The 18,762-nt window shown below is 65.3% G+C and carries 13 protein-coding genes and 3 pseudogenes; 7 read left to right on the top strand and 9 right to left on the bottom strand.

Features of this window, described 5'->3' with window-relative positions; all coding sequences use genetic code 11:
* Positions 1–134 precede the first annotated feature (134 nt).
* The 3 genes and pseudogenes from ABQZ00_RS00870 to ABQZ00_RS00860 form a co-directional block, all read right to left on the bottom strand.
* Positions 135–1,379, bottom strand: a complete 1,245-nt coding sequence (locus tag ABQZ00_RS00870) for a putative DNA modification/repair radical SAM protein (RefSeq protein ID WP_055847872.1) — start codon at positions 1,377–1,379, stop codon at positions 135–137.
* A 360-nt stretch (positions 1,380–1,739) separates the two neighbouring features.
* Positions 1,740–2,546, bottom strand: coding sequence for a DODA-type extradiol aromatic ring-opening family dioxygenase (locus ABQZ00_RS00865; protein ID WP_323537843.1), 807 nt, complete (start codon positions 2,544–2,546; stop codon positions 1,740–1,742).
* 39 nt (positions 2,547–2,585) lie between these two features.
* A pseudogene (locus ABQZ00_RS00860) lies at positions 2,586–2,996 on the bottom strand (DoxX family protein).
* A gap of 106 nt (positions 2,997–3,102) precedes the next feature.
* Between ABQZ00_RS00860 and ABQZ00_RS00855 the strand changes: the two are divergent.
* The 5 genes from ABQZ00_RS00855 to ABQZ00_RS00835 all read left to right on the top strand — a co-directional run bounded on the left by ABQZ00_RS00855 (position 3,103) and on the right by ABQZ00_RS00835 (position 9,644).
* On the top strand, positions 3,103–3,999 hold the full coding sequence (locus ABQZ00_RS00855; RefSeq protein WP_055847865.1) for a LysR family transcriptional regulator: 897 nt from the start codon (positions 3,103–3,105) through the stop codon (positions 3,997–3,999).
* 309 nt (positions 4,000–4,308) lie between these two features.
* Positions 4,309–4,878 (top strand): flavodoxin family protein, encoded by a 570-nt coding sequence (locus ABQZ00_RS00850; protein ID WP_323537844.1) that lies wholly within the window; start codon positions 4,309–4,311, stop codon positions 4,876–4,878.
* A gap of 632 nt (positions 4,879–5,510) precedes the next feature.
* Positions 5,511–6,506, top strand: a complete 996-nt coding sequence (locus ABQZ00_RS00845; RefSeq protein ID WP_323537845.1) for an aldo/keto reductase — start codon at positions 5,511–5,513, stop codon at positions 6,504–6,506.
* 223 nt (positions 6,507–6,729) lie between these two features.
* Entirely contained in the window at positions 6,730–7,425 is a 696-nt protein-coding gene (locus tag ABQZ00_RS00840; protein WP_323537846.1) for a glycosyltransferase, read from the top strand.
* A 149-nt stretch (positions 7,426–7,574) separates the two neighbouring features.
* Complete coding sequence (locus ABQZ00_RS00835) at positions 7,575–9,644, top strand: M13 family metallopeptidase (protein ID WP_323537929.1); 2,070 nt, start codon at positions 7,575–7,577, stop codon at positions 9,642–9,644.
* A gap of 614 nt (positions 9,645–10,258) precedes the next feature.
* Here ABQZ00_RS00835 and ABQZ00_RS00830 read toward each other — a convergent pair.
* Positions 10,259–11,179, bottom strand: a complete 921-nt coding sequence (locus ABQZ00_RS00830) for an oxygenase MpaB family protein (protein WP_323537847.1) — start codon at positions 11,177–11,179, stop codon at positions 10,259–10,261.
* 507 nt (positions 11,180–11,686) lie between these two features.
* Between ABQZ00_RS00830 and ABQZ00_RS00825 the strand changes: the two are divergent.
* A pseudogene (locus tag ABQZ00_RS00825) lies at positions 11,687–12,376 on the top strand (hypothetical protein).
* A 247-nt stretch (positions 12,377–12,623) separates the two neighbouring features.
* On the opposite strand, the gene ABQZ00_RS00820 reads toward ABQZ00_RS00825, so the two are convergent.
* The 4 genes from ABQZ00_RS00820 to ABQZ00_RS00805 form a co-directional block, all read right to left on the bottom strand.
* Positions 12,624–14,219, bottom strand: coding sequence for an APC family permease (locus ABQZ00_RS00820; protein WP_323537848.1), 1,596 nt, complete (start codon positions 14,217–14,219; stop codon positions 12,624–12,626).
* A gap of 187 nt (positions 14,220–14,406) precedes the next feature.
* The gene (locus ABQZ00_RS00815) at positions 14,407–14,790 is read right to left on the bottom strand and encodes a hypothetical protein (protein WP_115562972.1); all 384 of its coding nucleotides are present in this window, start codon (positions 14,788–14,790) and stop codon (positions 14,407–14,409) included.
* 45 nt (positions 14,791–14,835) lie between these two features.
* On the bottom strand, positions 14,836–15,612 hold the full coding sequence (locus ABQZ00_RS00810) for a LytR/AlgR family response regulator transcription factor (protein WP_323537849.1): 777 nt from the start codon (positions 15,610–15,612) through the stop codon (positions 14,836–14,838).
* Positions 15,609–16,901, bottom strand: coding sequence for a sensor histidine kinase (locus ABQZ00_RS00805; protein WP_323537850.1), 1,293 nt, complete (start codon positions 16,899–16,901; stop codon positions 15,609–15,611). The genes ABQZ00_RS00810 and ABQZ00_RS00805 overlap by 4 nt, the downstream gene beginning before the upstream one ends.
* A gap of 339 nt (positions 16,902–17,240) precedes the next feature.
* Here ABQZ00_RS00805 and ABQZ00_RS00800 point away from each other — a divergent pair, with 339 nt between their 5' ends.
* Positions 17,241–18,449 (top strand): FAD-dependent oxidoreductase, encoded by a 1,209-nt coding sequence (locus tag ABQZ00_RS00800; RefSeq protein ID WP_323537851.1) that lies wholly within the window; start codon positions 17,241–17,243, stop codon positions 18,447–18,449.
* A 44-nt stretch (positions 18,450–18,493) separates the two neighbouring features.
* On the opposite strand, the pseudogene ABQZ00_RS00795 reads toward ABQZ00_RS00800, so the two are convergent.
* Positions 18,494–18,689 (bottom strand): annotated as a pseudogene (locus ABQZ00_RS00795) (hypothetical protein).
* Between the last annotated feature and the right edge of the window lie 73 nt (positions 18,690–18,762).

Raw genomic sequence — 18,762 nt, 5'->3', positions numbered from 1 at the left:
AAGCGCTTGGAGCAGGAATTCGGCGACCGAAGTTGGGGATTCGTAGCAGCAATCAGGAACGTCCAGCTCATACCTGCGGGCGCACCCTCATCCGCCCTTCGGGCACCTTCTCCCGATGGGAGAAGGCAGGAGCATCAATCGAACAAACTTGCCTGCCGCGGTGCGGGCGCCAACTGCGCACGTAACCGCGCCGGATCGTCCAGGCGCTGGCGCGGATGATGGTCCAGCACACTCACAAACGGCAGCAGCTTCTTCATCGGCACACGCAACCGCGCAAGATCGCCCACCCGCAACCGTGCATGCCGGCGCGACAACAGCAGCCGCTCCACATTGCGGGTGCCCAGCCCCGGAACCCGCAACAACATTTCACGCGGCGCCACATTCAGATCCACCGGAAACCGCTCCGGGTTACGCAGCGCCCAGGCCAGCTTGGGGTCCACATCCAGGTCCAGCATGCCGCTGGATTGTGCAGGCGCGATTTCCTCTACCGAAAATTCGTAGAACCGCAGCAACCAATCGGCCTGATACAGCCGATGCTCGCGCTGCAACGGTGGCGCCTGCAGCGGCAGCTTGGACGATGCATCCGGGATCGGGCTGAAGGCCGAGTAATACACCCGCCGCATGCGGTAATTTCCGTACAAGTTATGGCTGGTGTCCAAAATGGCGCGGTCGTTGGCATCGTCGGCGCCAACGATCATCTGCGTGCTCTGGCCTGCCGGCGCAAAGCGCGGCGGCTTGGCCCGGCGCACCTTTTCGGCCTTGCGCTCCAGCTGGTTTTCTTCGATGCGCCAACGTAGCTCGCCCATCGCCGACCGAATGCCGCCAACGCTTTTTTCCGGCGCCAGCAGGGTCAGGCCCTGCTCGGTCGGCAACTCCACATTGATGCTTAGACGGTCCGCATAGCGGCCAGCCGCGGCCAGTAGCTCGGGCGCGGCGTCGGGAATGGTCTTGAGATGGATGTAGCCGGCAAAACGATGCACCTCGCGCAACTGCCGTGCCACTTCCACCAGCTGTTCCATGGTGTAGTCGGAGTTGCGGATGATGCCGCTGGACAGGAACAGGCCTTCGATGTAGTTGCGCTTGTAGAAGTCCAGCGTCAGCGTGACCACTTCTTCCGGCGTGAAGCGCGCGCGGCGCACATTGCTGGACACGCGATTGACGCAGTACGCGCAGTCGAAGATGCAGAAGTTGGTCAGCAATATCTTCAGCAGCGACACGCAGCGGCCATCGGGCGTGTACGAGTGGCAGATGCCCATGCCTTCGGTACTGCCGATCCCGCCGGTACCGAGCGAATTGCGCTTGTTCGCCCCACTGGAGGCGCACGAGGCATCGTATTTGGCGGCGTCGGCGAGGACGGCGAGCTTGTCGAGGATTTTCACGCGGGCAGCATGCAGCCAGGGCGTCTCAGCCTATGAGACTGCACCGCAGCAGATCGTGAATGCTTCAGAGCGCTGCGGGGCTGCGGTGATGCCTCAACGCTGCGGTGTTGTGGTCATGCCACAACACTGCGGGGCTGCAGTCATGCCTCAACGCTTCTGTGTTGTGGTCATGCCTCAACACTGCGGTGCCGCGGTGATGTCGTCAGCGCTACGCAACCGCCGAATGCCCTTATCGCTGCGGCGTCGCAGTGATGCACTCGATGCTGCGGCACGGCAGTCACGCCGTTACCGCCGTGGGCCAAAGTGCTGCCGTGAGTGCTCCAGTGCCGCCGCGGCAGCGGCACTGCCTTCACACCCCGATCAAGCGGCAATCGCGGCATCGCCGTCGAAGCGATATAGATCCATCGCCAGAAAGCCCAGATCGATCCCGGCATCAATCCGCTGCGCGCCGAGGTGGTCGCCACCGGCCGCACCCATCGCGACATAGAGCGGCAACAGGTGCTCGTCGCTGGGATGTGCGCGCTCGGCATACGGCGCCTGTCGGCGATAGTCGAGCAGCGCGGGGATGTCGTTTTCCAACAGTTTGCGCTCGGTCCATTCGATGAAGGGGCGCACATATGGCGCCTCGCGCTCAACGCTATAGCCGTGGCGAAAATCGTGCAGGTTGTGGGTGATGCTGCCCGAGCCGATCACCAGCACGCCGTCGTCGCGCAGCGGTGCCAGCGCGCGCCCCACCGCAAACTGGTGGGCAGGGCCGAGTTCGGGCTGGATCGACACCGATACCACCGGGATGTCGGCCGCCGGGTACAGCAAGCGCAGCGGCACCCACACGCCGTGATCGAAGCCGCGTTGCGAGTCCAGCTGCGGATGCAGGCCGGCCTGTTCCAGGCGGCGGGTGATCTGCTGCGCCAGCGCGGGCTCCCCGGGCGCGGGATACTCCAACTCGTACAACGGCGCAGGAAAACCGCCGAAGTCGTGAATGGTCGCCGGCCGCGCGGCAGCGCTGACCAGCGGGCGACGGCCAAGCCAGTGCGCGGTGGCGACGACGATCGCGCGCGGCCGTGGCAGCAGATGCCGCAGTTCTTCCAAACGCAGCCCGACCTGGCCAGGCTGCAACGCCGTCATCGGCGATCCATGCGAGATGTACAACGATGGCATGCGGCTCATGCGTGGCTCCTTAAATGACAGACTTCAAAATGACAGGCTTCAGCGCGCCGGCTTCAGCGCAAGCGCGCCATCGCCCAGCAGCGATTGCACGACCAGCAACACCGCCCACAGCGCCGGATATTCTCAACCGCCACCCGGGTTTGAGAAACCGAACCCGTTGGCGCCATGCACGCTGACGATGGTGCCCAACAGCAACGGCACGCCCAGCAGCGCCACCCAGCGCGCGTAAAGGCCCAACAGCAACGCCAGGCCCAGGCCGAGTTCCAGCGCCATGCTGAGGTAGGCCAGCGCGGCGGGCAGGCCAAGCGACTGGAAGTAGCCCACGGTGCCGGCCGGGGTGAACACCAACAGCTTGGTCAGACCATGCACCAGGAACAGGGCGCCCAGGCTGATACGCAGCAGCGCTGCGCCGTAGGCAGCAGTCCCAGGCGGTGCGAGGTGGGTGGACATGACGGGCACTCCGTTGAGGACCCACACAGCCTATTACTTACTAAAATCTGATAAATACATCGGATTCGAATAATTTATTGCAACCAAAGAAACAATCGGAACGGCCATGGATACCCTCGATGCGATGCGCGTGTTTACCGCGGTGGCCGAACGCAGCGGCTTCAGCGCCGCCGCCGATGCGCTGGACCGTTCCACCGCCAACGTCACCCGCCAGGTCGCCGCGCTCGAACAACGCCTGGGCACGCGCCTGCTCAACCGCACCACGCGCCGGGTCAGCCTGACCAGCGCCGGCACGGCGTACTACCAGCGTTGCCTGCAGTTGCTGGCCGATCTGGACGACCTGGAAGCCACCATCGGCGCGCAGGCGCTGGAGCCGTCCGGTGTGCTGCGAGTCAATGCGCCGGTGAGCTATGGGATCGAGCGTCTGGGCGCGCTGCTGCCCGGCTTTCGCGCACGCTACCCGCAGGTGGAGCTGGACCTGTCGCTGACCGATCGCCTGGTCGATATGGTCGAAGAAGGCTTCGATGTGGCCATCCGCATCACCCGCCAGCCGGCGCCGATGCTGATCGCGCGGCAACTGGGCAAGGTTCGGCTGCTGCCCTGCGCAGCGCCGGCCTATCTGGCGCGCGCCGGCACGCCGAAGCACCCGTCCGACCTGGCCGGCCACGAATGTCTGCTGTACCAATACTCGCCCAGCGGCGACGAGCTGCGCTTCCATGGCCCGGACGGCGATGTCGATGTACGCATCCACGGCGGGCTGCGCGCCAACAACGGCCACGTGCTCAATGCGGCCGCGCTGGCCGGCCAGGGCATCGTGATGCAGCCGGACTTCCTGGCCGATGCGCATATCGCCAGCGGCCGCCTGTTGCGCATCCTGCCCGACTACCAACTCGGCGAGATCGGCATCTTTGCGGTGTACGCCAGCCGCAGCCACCTAGCGCCGAAGGTGCGCAGCTTCATCGACTACCTGCTCGAATGCCTGGCCGAGCCGGCGGCCGGCTAAGCGCGGTTGGCAACACGCGATCAGTCATCGTCGTTGGTGTGGCAGCGCGCCTGGCACACGCCGCACCTGACGCCGCCGGCTGGCTAAAGCGGCTGACAACACGCGTCAGCAATCCTACGTTGGTGTGGGTGGCGCGCTCAGAACCGGAATATGTGAGCACAGAACGCCGGCTGCGCCTGTCCGGTGGCGGTGTAGTGGCTGTATTGGCCGCCCCAAGCGGCCGCGGCAACAGTTCGTCCCGCACGTGGTCATTCTTCCGTCGCGACTGGTGTGCGCACAATCGGCCTCCCTCATTCAGCAGGAGCGTCCATGAGCAAGATCGCCATCGTGTATTTCAGCGGCTACGGCCACACCGTCAAGCAGGCCGAAGCCGTGCATGCAGGGGCCGCCAGTGTCGGCGAGGCCACGCTGTACCGCATCGACCAGGACGGCAAACTGCCCGACGACGCCTGGGAGGCGATCGGCGCAGCCGACGCGATCATCTACGGCAGCCCCACCTACATGGGCGGGCCGGCCTGGCAGTTCAAGAGGTTTGCCGACGACAGCTCCAAGCCGTGGTTTGCGCAGGCATGGAAGGACAAGGTGGCCGCCGGCTTCACCAACTCGGCCTCGGTGAACGGCGACAAGTACGCCACCATCCAGTATTTCTGGACCTTGTCGCAGCAGCACGGGCAGGTCTGGGTCGGCACCGGTCTGCCGCCGTCCAACACCAAGGCGCACGGTCCGCAGGACATCAACTGGACCGCCGGTTGGGGCGGCGCGCTGGCAATCTCGCCCTCCGATGCCTCGCCGGACGAAGCCCCGCGCAGCGGCGATCTGGAAACCGCAAAGCTGCTCGGCAAGCGCGTCGCTGAGTTTGCCAACAAGCTCAAGGACTAAGGCCATCATCGCAGCGCCCGCGCGTTTGGGCCGGCTTGAGGCGGCTCGATACGCGCGGGCGTTGGTTTGTTTGACGGTGCGGTTGCTGCCGTGGCGCCGAGAGCAGGCGTGCAGCTTGGCCGATGTCGTTGGCATTGACTGCGTCGTGTGACCGCGCTGGCGGATCGCTGCGGCTGCGCGCACTGCACTCAGTGATACCTAAATCGCGTGGCAATGCGAGATCGTGCCGTGCGTCGACGACAGCATGATGTTCTGCAACATCGCGAGCGCAGTGTTCGGCACCAGGCCAGGCCAGGGTGCCGATGGCGGCGTCGGCAACACGTCGCGCGTGGTGGGCGATACGGCAAGCGCAACGAGACGCAGACGCTGTGTGTCGCCACAGGTCATCGAATGCTGCAGCAAACGCTGTTCACTACGCGAAGCTGCCTTGCAATCAGCGCCTTCAACAAATGGACCCTTGCTCAGCGCATCCGCCGTTAAACCCTTGGAAACTGCACGTCGCTGCAATTCCCAAGCAAAAAGGCATCTCCCCTCCACTCACCGGCCTCAAGCATTCGCGCGTGGGCCACATCGCGCTAACGCACGCCACGCCACTCTCCCCGCCTACCTCGCTGCACGGAGCTTCCCCCACCATGCAAACCCGCACACTTGGCCGTTCCGGCCCCACCGTTTCCGCACTCGGCCTTGGCTGCATGGGCATGAGCGCGTTCTATGGCGACCGCAGCGATGAGGCTGCCTCGATCGCGGTGATCCATCGCGCGCTCGACCGCGGCATCAGCCTGCTCGACACCGCCGACATGTATGGCCCGCACACCAATGAAGTGCTGGTGGGCAAGGCGATCGCATCCCGCCGGCACGAAGTGTTTCTGGCCACCAAATTCGGCATCAAGCTCGATCCCAACGACCCGTCGGTGCGCGGCATCGATGGCAGCCCGGCCTACGTGCAGTCCGCCTGCGAGGCCAGCCTGCGCCGTCTTGGCGTGGAGCACATCGATCTGTATTACCAGCATCGCGTGGATCCCAACGTGCCGATCGAAGACACCGTCGGGGCGATGGCGCGTCTGGTCGAACAGGGCAAGGTGCGCTTTCTCGGGCTGTCGGAAGCGGCCGCAGCCACCATCCGCCGCGCACATGCCGTGCACCCGATCACCGCGGTGCAGACCGAATACTCGCTGTGGTCGCGCGAGCCGGAAGACAACGGCGTGTTCGCCACCGTGCGTGAGCTCGGCATCGGCTTCGTGCCGTACTCGCCGCTGGGCCGCGGTTTTCTCACCGGCGCGTTCTCATCGCCCGACGACTTCGACGCGGACGATTACCGCCGGCATTCGCCGCGTTTTCAGGGCGACAACTTCACCCGCAATTTGCAGTTGGTGGAGCAGGTCAAGGCGATCGCCACCGACAAGGGCATCACACCCGGGCAACTGGCATTGGCCTGGGTGCTGGCGCAGGGCCAGGACCTGATCCCGATCCCCGGCACCAAGCGTGCGGCATATCTGGACGAGAACATCGCCGCGCTGGATGTGGCACTGATGCCCGACGAACTGGCGCGCATCGATGCGATTTTCCCGGCGCAGGCTGCGGCCGGCACGCGTTACCCCGAAGCGATGATGGGCGCGGTCAACCGCTGAGCCATGATCGCGAAACCGCAGCAATCGCTGCGGTTTCGCGCTGGACTGCTGAAAGCGTCTGTGCACAGCGCCGGCACGAAGAAACACAGGCGGCAGACATGCGTACCTCGCCCCGACGGCCACGTCCGGCCGAGCACGCTATGGCTGTGCCGATCGCATGCACTCACGCCATCGCACCACCGCTGCTTGCACACTCAGCGCATCATCGCTCACACCACGTCCCATGCTGTCCTTCGTGATTCCCGCGCATAACGAGGCTGCACTGATCGGCGAAACGCTGCAGTGCCTGCGTGCCTGCGCACAGGTGATGCAGCTGGACTATGAAGCGATCGTGGTGGCCGATGCCTGCGAGGACGACACCGCACGCATTGCGCGCGACAACGGCGCACAAGTGCTGGAGGTCGAGCTGCGGCATATCGCTGCGACCCGCAATGCAGGCGCGCAGGCCGCACAAGGCGAGCGCCTGCTGTTTCTGGACGCAGATACCTTGATCAACCCGCAGGTGGTCGGCGCCGCACTGGCTGCACTGGAGGCCGGCGCGGTGGGCGGCGGTGCGCAGGTGCATCTGCAGGGCGACCGGGTGTGGTTCGAACGTGCAGCGCAAGCCGCGTTCGGCTGGTTTTTCCGCGTTGCCGGCATCGCGCCCGGCTGCTTTCTGTTCTGCTCGCGCGTGGCCTTCGTCAGCGCGGGCGGCTTCGATACGCGCTACTACGCCGGCGAAGATGTGGCCTTGAGCCGTGCGCTGGCACGGTGCGGGCGCTTTGTGATCCTGCGCCAGACCGTGCACACATCAGACCGCAAGCTGCGCAGTTTTTCCAAGCGCGAGCACCTGGGCTTGCTGCTGCGTTTCCTGTGGCGCGGGCGCCGCATGCTGCAGACCCGCGACGCGCTGGGTTTTTGGTATCAGCGACGGCGCTGAACCGAGCGTGTCCACAACGCGCCAGGATGCATAGGCGCCTGCCCTCAAATCGGGACGTGGCACCGCATGCCACTTACACTGCGGTCCTTGTTCCTGTTTCCGAGTTGCGCCGCATGGCTTCTTTGCACCGCCCTGTCCTGATCGCTGCCATGGCTGCTGCGGCATTGACCACTGCAGCCTGTCACCGCGATGGCGCGGCGCCAGCGGCCGACACCCGCACCACGCCCGCCCCCAGCACGCCCAAGCTCGGTGATTTCGGCTTCGATATGGCAGGCATGGATCGCAGCGTGGCGCCGGGCAACGATTTCTTCAGCTACGCCAGCGGCAACTGGGTCAAGACCACGCAGATTCCCGACGACCGCTCCAGCTTGAACAGCTTCGTCAGCATCGCCATCGACACCGAGCGCCACAGCCGCGACATCATCGAAGGCGCTGCCGCCAACGACCGCGTCACCGGTGAGGACAAGCAGATCGGCGACTATTACGCCGCCTATATGGACGAAGCCAGCATCGAGACCAAGGGCGTGCGGCCGGTGCAGCCGGAGCTCGACGCCATCGCGCAGCTGGAAGACAAGCAGGCGCTGGCACGCACCCTCGGTGGGCAGCTACGCGCCGATGTGGACCTGCTCAACTCGACGAATTTCTACACCGACCGTCTGTTCGGCCTGTGGGTCTCGCAGGATCTGCACAACCCCGGCCGCTACGCGCCGTACCTGGTGCAAGGCGGCCTGGGCATGCCCGAGCGCAGTTTCTACCTGGACGGCGGGCGCATGGCGCGGCTGCGCGATGCCTACCGCGCCCACATCGTCAAGCTGCTGGAACTGGCCAGCATCGACGATGCCCCGGCCAAGGCCGAGCGCATCCTGGCCCTGGAAGTCGCAATCGCGCGCGTGCACGCCACGCCCGAGCAGACCAACAACGTGCAGGCGGGCGCAAATGCCTGGAAACAGGCCGATTTCGCGCGGAACGCTCCCGGCCTGGACTGGCCGCTGTTCTTCGATGCCGCCGGTCTGAAGGCGCAGCAGGACTTCATTGTGTGGCAGCCGCAGGCCGTGCGCGGCTTGTCGGCGTTGGTGCAGTCCGAGCCGCTGCAGACCTGGAAGGACTATCTGCGTTTTCGTGCGCTGGATCGTGCATCGCCGTATCTGTCCAAGGCGTTTGCCGATGAGCAGTTTGCGTTCTACGGCACCACCCTGGAAGACACGCCGCAACAACGCCAACGCTGGAAGCGTGGGATCGATGCCACCAATGCCGCATTGGGCGAAGCGGTCGGCAAGCGCTACGTGCAAAAGTACGTCAGTGCGCAAACCAAGACCCGCGTCGAAGAGATGGTCAAGAACCTGATCGCTGCATTCGGTAAGCGCATCGATGCGCTGGAGTGGATGACGCCGGAGACCAAACAGCACGCCAAGGCCAAGATCGCCGGATTGACCGTGGCGGTGGGCTACCCGGACAGCTGGCGCGACTACAGCGCGCTCGACGTGCGTCGCGACGATGCGCTGGGCAACGTGGAACGCGCCGGCCTGTTCGAGTATCGCCGCAACATCGCCAAGCTGGGCAAGGCGGTCGATCATCGCGAGTGGTACATGCTGCCGCAGGAGGTCAACGCGCTGAATGTGCCGCTGGAAAATCGCCTGCTCTTCCCGGCCGCGATTCTGCAACCGCCGTTCTTCGACCCGGCCGCCGACGATGCGGTGAACTACGGCGCGATCGGCGCGGTGATCGGGCATGAGATCAGCCACAGCTTCGACAACACGGGCGCACTGTTCGACGAACACGGCGAGCTGCACAACTGGTGGACGCCGCAGGATCTGAAGAAATTCGAGACCGCCGGCAATGCGCTGGCCGCGCAATTCGGCGCGTACAAGCCGTTTGACGATCTGGCGGTCAACGGCAAGCTGACGCTAGGCGAAAACATCGCCGACGTCGCCGGCCTGGCCACCGCGTACGATGCCTACCAGTTGTCGCTGCAGGGCAAGCAGCCGCAGACTATCGATGGCTTCAGCCCGGATCAGCGCTTCTTCCTCGGCTTTGCGCAAGCCTGGCGTGGCAAGTACCGCGACGCTGCACTGCGTAATGCGGTGCTCACCGATGTACACGCGCCCGGACGCTTCCGCGCGCAGACCGTGCGCAATCTGGACGCCTGGTACCCGGCCTTTGATGTGACGCAGGATCAACAGCTGTATCTGGCGCCCGAGCAGCGGGTCAAGATCTGGTAAGTGCCGGCGTTGGTCGTGAAGCGGCGATGTAACCGCGACTGTAGGCGTGCCTGCCATCATCGGACGGTCATGCTGCTCACTCGTCCATCGCTCGCAGCGGGGTCAGTGCAGTAGGTTGCAGTGTCGGCCTGATGTCGGCCAGACATGTCTGGCGTTGTCGCTCCACGCGCGCTGTTGCCTAACCCAAACGTATCTCTCGTGGGGAGAGGGTCTTCGCTGCCGATTGCTCTTTACTGGCGTTGTCGCCCCACGCGCGCTGTTGCCTCACCCAAACGCATCTCTCGGGGGAGAGGGTCTTGGCTGCCGATTGCTCTTTACATGCAGCTCAATCACCGCGAGAGAGGACGTTGCAGGCCGCTCGCTCGGGCACGCCGCAGGTTAAATCGCTGCGTGAGACAAACTTGGTGCCGGATGCGCAGGCACACCGCAGGTCATTCACTGCAGGATTGATCGGTTATTGCAGCCTTGCGAGAAGACGCCGCAGACAAGCCCCTCTCCCACCGGGAGAGGGGTTGGGGTGAGGGTCGGTAGTCGCGGCGATGTAACCGCACACGCAGCACCATGCAGCACCAAACCAGCACGCAAGCCACACACAACTCCCACCTGCCAAACCGCTACTCAGGCCACTGCAGCAACGTCGCCGGTTCCAACTGCATGCGCCGGCAGGCACGGGCCGATAAGCCGTCGCGCAACGCGGTGCGGAACAACGGCGACAGGCTACGCAGCAGGCGGGCAGATGCGCGTGCCTGTGCGCGCTGGGTGGTGGTGCGGCCCAGCATGTCGCTGGCCCAGACCGGCAATAACGCAGTGCCGGCACCGAGGAACACGCCCCGCGACAGCCCTGCCGCAGGCACCGGCAGCTGGATGCTGGTGAGGATGTCGAGCACCTCGCGCGAGCGTGCGTCCATGCGCAGCTCGCTGCGCACCGAAGCAAAATACGCCTCCACCTCGGCCTCGCTGGCGGGCACGTCGGTGGCGCCCAGGGCTTCGGCCACGCGTCGCGCTTCGTCGTAATAGCGGTCGGCAATGGCACTCGGCACATCACGGCAATAGCGCCGGCAGCCCTGCAGAAATCCGTAGGCTTCGGTGACATGCACCCAGGTCAGCAGCGCAGGGTCGTTGGCTTCGTACGGCACGCCGTCGGCGGTGTGGCCGCGGATATGCGAATGGATACGGCGCACGCGCGCGATCAGCTGCTCGGCTTCGGCCTGCGGCGCGTAGGTCGTGCCGGCAACGAAGTTGGTGGTGCGCCGCAGCCGACCGACCAGATCGGCGCGGAAGTTGGAGTGGTCGTAGACCCCGGCCAGCGCGCGCGGATGCAACAGTTGCAGCATCAATGCGCATAACCCGCCAGACAACATGCCGGGAAATTCGGAGTGCACGCGCCAGGTGACGCTGTCGGGCCCGAAGATGCCGGGATCGCCGAGCGGCTGGTCGTATTCGATGGTGCTCTGGCCACGCGGAAACGCGCCCAGCACCCAGCGGCGGATCTGTTCGGCGGCGGGAGCAGTGAGGGTACGCAGGACGGCTGACATGCCGCCATGATACGGATGCGCCTGCATGATCACGTCAGTGCGCGGCTACCCTGCCACAGCTGCCTCATCCACCGGTCAGCCACAGCCACGCGCCGTCGTTTTTGTTTAGCCGGCTGCGTGGGCGCAGCGCCCGCGCTTGGAGCGACCATCACCTAATAGCGCAGTCGTCAGGTGGTGCAGTGCCGATGACGAGCACCGGCCGCGCCCACCCCGAGGCGGCGCCGTCGTTTTGATAGCCGCGCTCGCCCCCCCCGCCGACGCGTCCCAATCCCCAGCCTGCAAATCCCCAGCCTGCCCAAGCCAATCACGCGCGGGATCGCCGCATTAGCAAGTGTGCAGTGCAACAAGAGTGGCGATGCAACGCGCGCGCGATGCCATGGCACTGCAGACAAACCGCCTGAATTCAGCGTTTTGTGCGCAAGTGCGCAACTTTGCGCGGCCGCAGGTTCGCCGCAGGCATTGCCATGCACAGCGAAAGTGCTAGAACTAGAGCCGTCCGACCTTGTCATGCAGCGCAAGGCGCGTCGGTCGCTCCAGGGCACCGGCAACCGCCGGTGCAGCAAGTCGTTCGTACCAGTCATCCGTTAGGAGCTTGTCATGATCGCTTTGTTTCAGGGTTTAGGCCTGCTATTGCAGGACAACGCACTCCATCGACGCTCCTTCGACGAGCAGGTCGTCTACTGGCGCGACAAGACCGACACGCAGCTCGACGAAGAGCTCGATCTGCTCAAGGTGGCCAAGAAACAATGGGTGATCGCCTCGATCATCGGCTGGCAGGCGATTTCGCTGGTGTTGCTGGGCGTGATCACGCATCAGCTGTGGCAGAACGACTACCACCTGACCTTCAGCCGCGTGGTGATCATCTTTACCTCGTGGGCGTCGATCCTGTTCATCATGTGGTACATCGCCGATCTGTTCGATCACAGCGCCGGTTTCGAACGCTGGTTGCGCGCCTTCAACAGCCGCGCGCGGGTGGCGCCGGATGCAGACTCGGTCGAGTGCGTTGCCGACGCGCTGGACATGACGCGTCGCTACCCGGAAGTGCTGCACTACAAGCAGGAAGTGACCTCCAAGCGCGAACTGCGCCACGAGGACATCGTCAACATGCGTGAGATGGGCCGCCTGCGTCGCTACACCGAATTGCTGCGCGACCTGGACCGCTTCGATGGCGCGCCACGGTTGGTCGTCAACGCCTAAGCGACCAGCGCACCGCTGCAGCGATGGATGTCGCTGCAGCACGTCGTAAGTAGACGGTGACTACTCCAAACAAGAACGGCCGGTGCGCAGTGCACCGGCCGTTTTTTATGTCATTGGATCGCGGCGAATGTTCCAGTGCGATCTGCTTGCAACGCCATCGTAGGCGGGAACCCCGCTACGATCAAGCTCCATCTGCACGGTCTGCTGGGCGCAGCGGTCTCCAACCCGCATCCGCTGACACGCCAACTCAAGCCCGCGCCACCGCCTGTTCCACCGACGGGGTGCGCCAGCCGCTGCGGACGCCCCAGATGTAGAACACCACACCGACTGCGGCGACCACCGCCAGGTCGCTACCGTAGCTGAGGTAGCCATGGCCGCCGAAATCGCTGCTGCCGGCCCAGGACAGCAGCGCAATGATCGGCAGGTAGCAGATCATCCAGGCCGCGCCCTTGAGATTGCGGCGCAGATCCGGCCAGCCCTGCTTGGCCTGGTAGTAGCAGTACACCGGCAGCGCCACGACCATCAGCAGGATGATCTCGCCGGTCAGCGGCCAGCGCGCCCAGTACAGCAGCTCGGTCGCCATCACGAACGCGACGCCGGCCAGCACCGGCAAAGCAGCGATGCGCAGCGGGCGATGCAGTTCCGGCGCGTGGCGACGCAGCGCCATCGCACTGATCGGCCCGGTGAGATAGGAAATGATCGTCGCCACCGAGATCACCGCCGCCAGCGTGCCCCAGCCGCGGAAGAAGAACAGGAACACGAACGACACCGCCAGGTTGAAGAACATCGCCATGCGTGGCACGCCCCACACCGGGTGCAGCTTGCCAAGCGCGGCCGGCATGGTGCCGTTCTTTTCCATGCCGTACACCATGCGCGCGGTGGTGGCGGTGTAGGTGATGCCGGTGCCGCTGGGGCTGACGAACGCATCGATGTACAGCAGCATCGCCAGCCAATGCAGGTTGACGATGATGGCCAGCTCGGCGAACGGCGAGCGGAAATCGATACCGTGCCAGCCGGCCTTGGCCAGCAGATCCGGCGGCACCGCGCCGATATAGGCCACCTGCAGGATCACGTAGACCACCGTGGCCAGCGCGATCGAACCGAGCACCGCGAACGGAATGCTGCGGCCCGGATTACGTGCCTCGCCGGCCAGATTCACCGGGCTCTGGAAGCCGTTGAAGCTGAAGACGATGCCTGCGGTGGCTACCGCAGTGAGCACTGCCGCCAGGTCGATCACGTGGGCATCGCCATGGATGCCGACGCTGAAGTTTTCGCTGTGGAAGCCGCTGGCGATCAAGGCCACGCCGGTCGCCGCCGGCACCACCAGCTTGAACACGGTGATCAAGGTGTTGGAGCGCGCAAACAGCTTGACGCTCCAGAAATTGAGGAAGAAATACACCAGCACCAGCACCGCCGAAATCAGCAGCCCGGGCACCGACAACTCGCCAGCTCCGCCAGGTGCCTGCACATACAGACCCTGCGCCCAGGCCCACGGCCAGGAGGCCATGTACTGCACCGAGGCTTCGGCTTCGACCGGGATGACCGAAACGATCGCGATCCAGTTCGCCCAGCCGGCGATGAAGCCCACCAACGAGCCGTGCGAGTAATGGCTGTAACGCACCATGCCGCCGGATTCGGGGAACATCGCGCCCAGTTCGGCGTAGGACAGCGCGATGGTGGTGATGATCGCCGCACCCAGAATCCAGGCCCAGACGGCGCCCGGACCGGCCAGCCCAGCCGCGCGCCAGGCGCCGAACAACCAGCCGGAACCAATGATCGAGCCCAGCCCGGTGAGCATGAGCGCAAAAGGGCCGACGTCGCGGCGCAACGAATGTTCGGACATGAAAAGCCTGGCAGTGAGGGCGCCGCAAACCGGCAACAAGCCGACAATGATCGCAGAAGCGGCCGCTTGTCGTCAGTGCGTATTCAGGCTCTACGCGACACAGCGATGCGACGGCGCGCGCATCCGTGCGCCCTTCGCAGCTGTTGCTTGCACTACGCAACACTGCCGCGCTGCCACGTGCTGCGGCTTACCCGTGGCACTCGGCAGCGGGCACGTTGCGGTCCACGCAGGTGTGGGCTGCCGCCGGAAGACCGCGTAGCGCGCGGACCTGCCCGGGCAGCAGCGCAAAGCTGTCCAGCGTCTTGCGCGCACACACCGGCGCCGGTGTGCCGCCGCTGGCCGTGGCGGCGGTCGTGGCAGCCGGGCACTGCTCTTCATAGATCAGGTAATGGCACTGGCCGCTGCTGCTGGCCAGGCAATGCACATTGGTCTCGGCGTCGGTGACCAAGGTCTTGCTGAAAAGCACGTCGCGGCCATCGCTGGTGGCGCGGGTGATCGAAGTGGTGCCGTTGCGTTCGTGGCAGCCGGCCAGGGCGAGCAGGCAATACACCAGGGAGGCGATCAGGCGCATGGAAGCAATCCTTTCTTGTCGATGCGGTATGGGGGAGACGGGGGATTACATGCCGCGGAACAGGGTCATGAACGGCTGGCTGACGGTGAGCGTTTCGCTGCGCCCGCGCAGCGCCAGCCGGCCCTTGCCGGTGTCATCGCGCACTACCGAAGCCACCGCCTTCATGTTGACGATGGTGGAGCGGTGGATCTGCTTGAACACCTGCGGGTCGAGCACATCGAGCAACTCGCGCAGCGGGGTGCGCAGCAGCGCCTCAGCGCCGGCCGTCATCACCGTGGTGTATTTCTGATCGGCCTGGAAATACGCCACCTCATCCAGTGCGATCAAACGCGTCTCGCGGCCGCTGGTGGCAGTGAGCCAGGCCAGTGGTGGCGCGACGCCGGGCGTTGCTGGGCGTGCCGACAGGCGCTGCAAGAGCGCTTCCAGCAGGCTGCCGTCCGGCTGCCCGGCGGCGGCGCGTTGCTGCACGCGTTGCCAGGTGGCCTGCAGGCGTTCGCGGTTGATCGGCTTGAGCAGGTAGTCCACCGCGCCGTGTTCGAACGCATCGATGGCGTACTGATCGTAGGCGGTGACGAACACCACCTGCGTGCGCGGGCTGACCTCGCGCATCGCGCGTGCCACCTCGATGCCGGTGAGGCCGGGCATGCGGATATCCAGAAACACAACATCCGGCTGCTGAGTGGCGATGGTCTCCAGCGCGCTGGCGCCGTCTTCGCATTCACCAACCACCTGCAGTTGCGGACACACCTCGGCCAGCAGCGCGAGCAAGGATTGCCGCAGCAGCGCTTCGTCTTCGGCAATCACCGCACGTAGCGCGCTCACGCCTGCACCTGCTCGGTCGTGGCGGCGTCAGGCAGCGGCGGCGGGCGCGGCGCGGCCGGTTGCGCCGGCAAGGGCAGCGTGAGCGTGGCCGCCACGCCGCTGGGGAAATTGGACACGATGGCAAAGCTGGCGGTGCCGGCGTAGATCAGCTGCAGCCGCTCGCGCAGATTCTTCAGCCCGATGCCGGTGCCGTGGCTATGGGTGTTGAACCCCTGGCCATCGTCGGCCACGGTCAGCGTGGCCTGGTGCTCGTCCAGGCGGCGCGCCAGGATCCACACGGTACCGCCGCCGGACTTGGGTTCCAGTCCATGTTTGATGGCGTTTTCCACCAGCGTCTGCAACATCATCGACGGCACCTGCAGGGCGCGCAGCTCGTATGGCACTTCCACCTGCAGCGCCAGCCGCGTGCCCATGCGGATGCGCAGGATTTCCAGGTAGGCCTGGGTACGTTCGAGTTCTTCGCCCAATGTGGAAGTGGCATCGTCCGCGCTGGGCAGCGAGCGGCGCAGGTACTGGATCAAGTGGCCGATCATGATGTCGGCGCGCGGCGGGTCGGTGCGCGCCAATACCTGCGCGCTGGCCAGCGTGTTGTAGAGAAAGTGCGGCTCCACCTGCGCATGCAGCAGGTTCAAGCGCGCCACGGCCAGTTCCTTTTCCATCACCGATTGCTCGGCGGCGGCCTGCTCGTCGCGACGCTGCTCGCCGACCCGGCGCACCACCGCGCGATTCATCGCTTCGGCGTTCTCGAAGTTACTGCCTTCGTCCACCGCAAACAGGTCCACCCAGGCGCCGGCATCGGGCTCGCACAACACGGTGACGCTGCTGGTGCCCTGCCCCGGCGCAATCGTCACCAGCACCTGGTTGTGGGTGATGGCAAAGCGCGCAAACAGATTCCAGCGCGAAGGCTTGCGGCCTGCGTATGGGTCGAAGCGGCGGATCTTGGCACGGATCAGCAGGCTGCCCGGCGCGCATTCGACATCCTGCACGCGAGGCAGCGCACGCACCGCCTCTTCCACGACCGCAAAGCTGGCCTGCGCCTCCAGCGGCACTTCGATCTGGCGGCGCTGCCGCGTGGACAAGGTGTCGTGGTCCAACCGTCCGGCGATCAGGCGGACGCGCCGCACATGGGTAATCGCGCTCATCAATGCCAGCGTCAACAGCACCATGCAGATCAGGCCGAAGAACGCGCCGGTAGAGCCGAACAGCTGCGCCCACATGCTGCCCGCCACCACCAGCGCGGCAGCCCAGGCGAATACGATACGCACGATCAGAAAGACGCTGGCAGACACGGCAGGGACTCGTCGGAGATGGGACGGGAGCGAGCATAGCCGGCACGTGCCGCTGCGAAAGCCCTGGGCGACGAATGGCCGTCAGCGCCACCTCAAGTGCCGGGATCGCAGGACGAAACCCGACCTGGCTGGTCGGCAGGCCAAGGCCTGCGCGGTATGCTCGACACAGGCAAGCAACAGACCGCTTGCCTGGTTGCCGTAAGGCATGCGGCCTAGCACGCTGTCGTGCCAGGTCGGCGTGCGTTGCCATCGGGTGGCCCCGCTGTGTTGCTGCGGGACGCCGGCGCGTCTTACATCGCAGTCGGTCGACCACCCTCCACACCACCGCGCAGGAGTCGCATGCACCGCCGTCATTTTCTGCACAGCGCAGGCCTTGCGCTTGCGGCCGCTTCGACCGGCAGTTGGGCCGCCACCGGCAAGGCGGCCATTGCGCCGTCCACACCGCTGCCGCCGCCCGATGCATTGCCGATTCCCTTTGCTGCCACGCCCGCACTGACGCCGATGCGCGCATCGGTCGATCGCATCATCGCCATCGACGGCTGCACGCGGCCGTTCCGTGCGCAGGGTCCGCGCATCGAGGCAGAACGCATCGGGCGCAAGACGGTGGTGCACAACTACGGGCACGGCGGCAGCGGTTGGTCGTTGTCGTGGGGCGCGGCCGAACACACATTGCGACTGGTGCGCGCGGCCGATGCAAACGTGCGCGAGCTGGCAGTGATCGGCTGTGGCGCGATTGGGCTGACCACGGCGGTGGCAGCGCAACGCGCCGGCCTGCGCGTGCGCATTTATGCCCGCGAGCGGCTGCCGGACGTGCGCTCGTTCTATGCCACCGGCGTGTGGTCGCCGGATTCGCGCGTCTGCACCAGCGAGCACGCCACAGCCGATTTCAAGACGCGCTGGGAAGAGATGGCGCGGATCTCGTTTCGCCGATATCAGACCCTGCTCGGCCTGCCCGGCGAGCCGATCGAATGGCGCGATGGCTATGCCTTGTCGGATGTGCCGTTCGATCAACCGGTCACCTCGGCCGAGGCGCACGAACCAGACTACCCGCCACTGGAGCGCACGCTGCTGCACGACCTTGGCCCGCGCTCGCAAGCACTGACTGCCGGCAACCACCCGTTCCCGGTGCCGTTCGTGCGGCGCTACAGCCAGCTGACCTTCAACATCAGCGCATATGCGCGGCTGTTGCTGCAGGATTTTCTGCAGGCGGGCGGCGAGCTTTACACGCGCAGCTTCGACGATCCGCGTCAGTTTGCCGACCTGCGCGAAAAAATCGTGATCAACGCCACCGGTTACGGCGCGCGTGCACTGCTGGGCGACGACAGTGTGATTCCGGTGCGTGGCCAGACCGCACGGCTGATCCCGCAGCCGGAGGTCACCTACGGTCTGGTCTGGCGCGGCCACAATCTCAATGTGGTGCCGCGTCGCGACGGGCTGCTGGTACAGGCGCAGGGCGCCAACGACTTCAATAATGCCGATGCAACTCCCGACCGGGCCGCAACCGAAGCGGCAGTACGCACGCTGGCGCAGTTGTTTCCGACGACCTGAGCCAAGCGGGTCGTCGCGGTGCTATGCACGGCGCCTTGAACGCCTCACCCATCGCCGAGTGAGGCATTCAAGGCGATGGCCAGTGCGGCATCGCCATTGATCAGCGCGTCCCAGCGCAAGCGCACGCCCTTGCGTTTTTCTTTTCTCGACCAGCTTCAACCCGTCGGGGTCGATGATCAACGTATATGCCTGGTCGCCGATCTGTAGCTCACGACGTAACGGTTTATCCAGCGGGGTCATAGGACATCTCGTGCAGGCGTGTGAACTGCGTTGTAGCGCATCCGTCTATGCCGCATGCACACACGCCACCCAC

The organism is Xanthomonas sp. WHRI 10204 (assembly GCF_040202875.1).
In the GTDB taxonomy this organism is placed as follows: Bacteria; Pseudomonadota; Gammaproteobacteria; order Xanthomonadales; family Xanthomonadaceae; genus Xanthomonas.
The sequence above is the reverse complement of the archived record's forward strand: the minus strand, read 5'-3'. Positions and strand labels throughout refer to the sequence as shown.

Bases quoted from the DNA above. Each gene is read 5' to 3' on its own strand.
- ABQZ00_RS00865 (WP_323537843.1), bottom strand. From the start codon at position 2,546: ATGAGCCGCATGCCATCGTTGTACATCTCGCATGGATCGCCGATGACG.
- ABQZ00_RS00855 (WP_055847865.1), top strand. From the start codon at position 3,103: ATGGATACCCTCGATGCGATGCGCGTGTTTACCGCGGTGGCCGAACGC.
- ABQZ00_RS00850 (WP_323537844.1), top strand. From the start codon at position 4,309: ATGAGCAAGATCGCCATCGTGTATTTCAGCGGCTACGGCCACACCGTC.
- ABQZ00_RS00845 (WP_323537845.1), top strand. From the start codon at position 5,511: ATGCAAACCCGCACACTTGGCCGTTCCGGCCCCACCGTTTCCGCACTC.
- ABQZ00_RS00840 (WP_323537846.1), top strand. From the start codon at position 6,730: ATGCTGTCCTTCGTGATTCCCGCGCATAACGAGGCTGCACTGATCGGC.
- ABQZ00_RS00835 (WP_323537929.1), top strand. From the start codon at position 7,575: ATGGCTGCTGCGGCATTGACCACTGCAGCCTGTCACCGCGATGGCGCG.
- ABQZ00_RS00830 (WP_323537847.1), bottom strand. From the start codon at position 11,179: ATGTCAGCCGTCCTGCGTACCCTCACTGCTCCCGCCGCCGAACAGATC.
- ABQZ00_RS00820 (WP_323537848.1), bottom strand. From the start codon at position 14,219: ATGTCCGAACATTCGTTGCGCCGCGACGTCGGCCCTTTTGCGCTCATG.
- ABQZ00_RS00815 (WP_115562972.1), bottom strand. From the start codon at position 14,790: ATGCGCCTGATCGCCTCCCTGGTGTATTGCCTGCTCGCCCTGGCCGGC.
- ABQZ00_RS00800 (WP_323537851.1), top strand. From the start codon at position 17,241: ATGCACCGCCGTCATTTTCTGCACAGCGCAGGCCTTGCGCTTGCGGCC.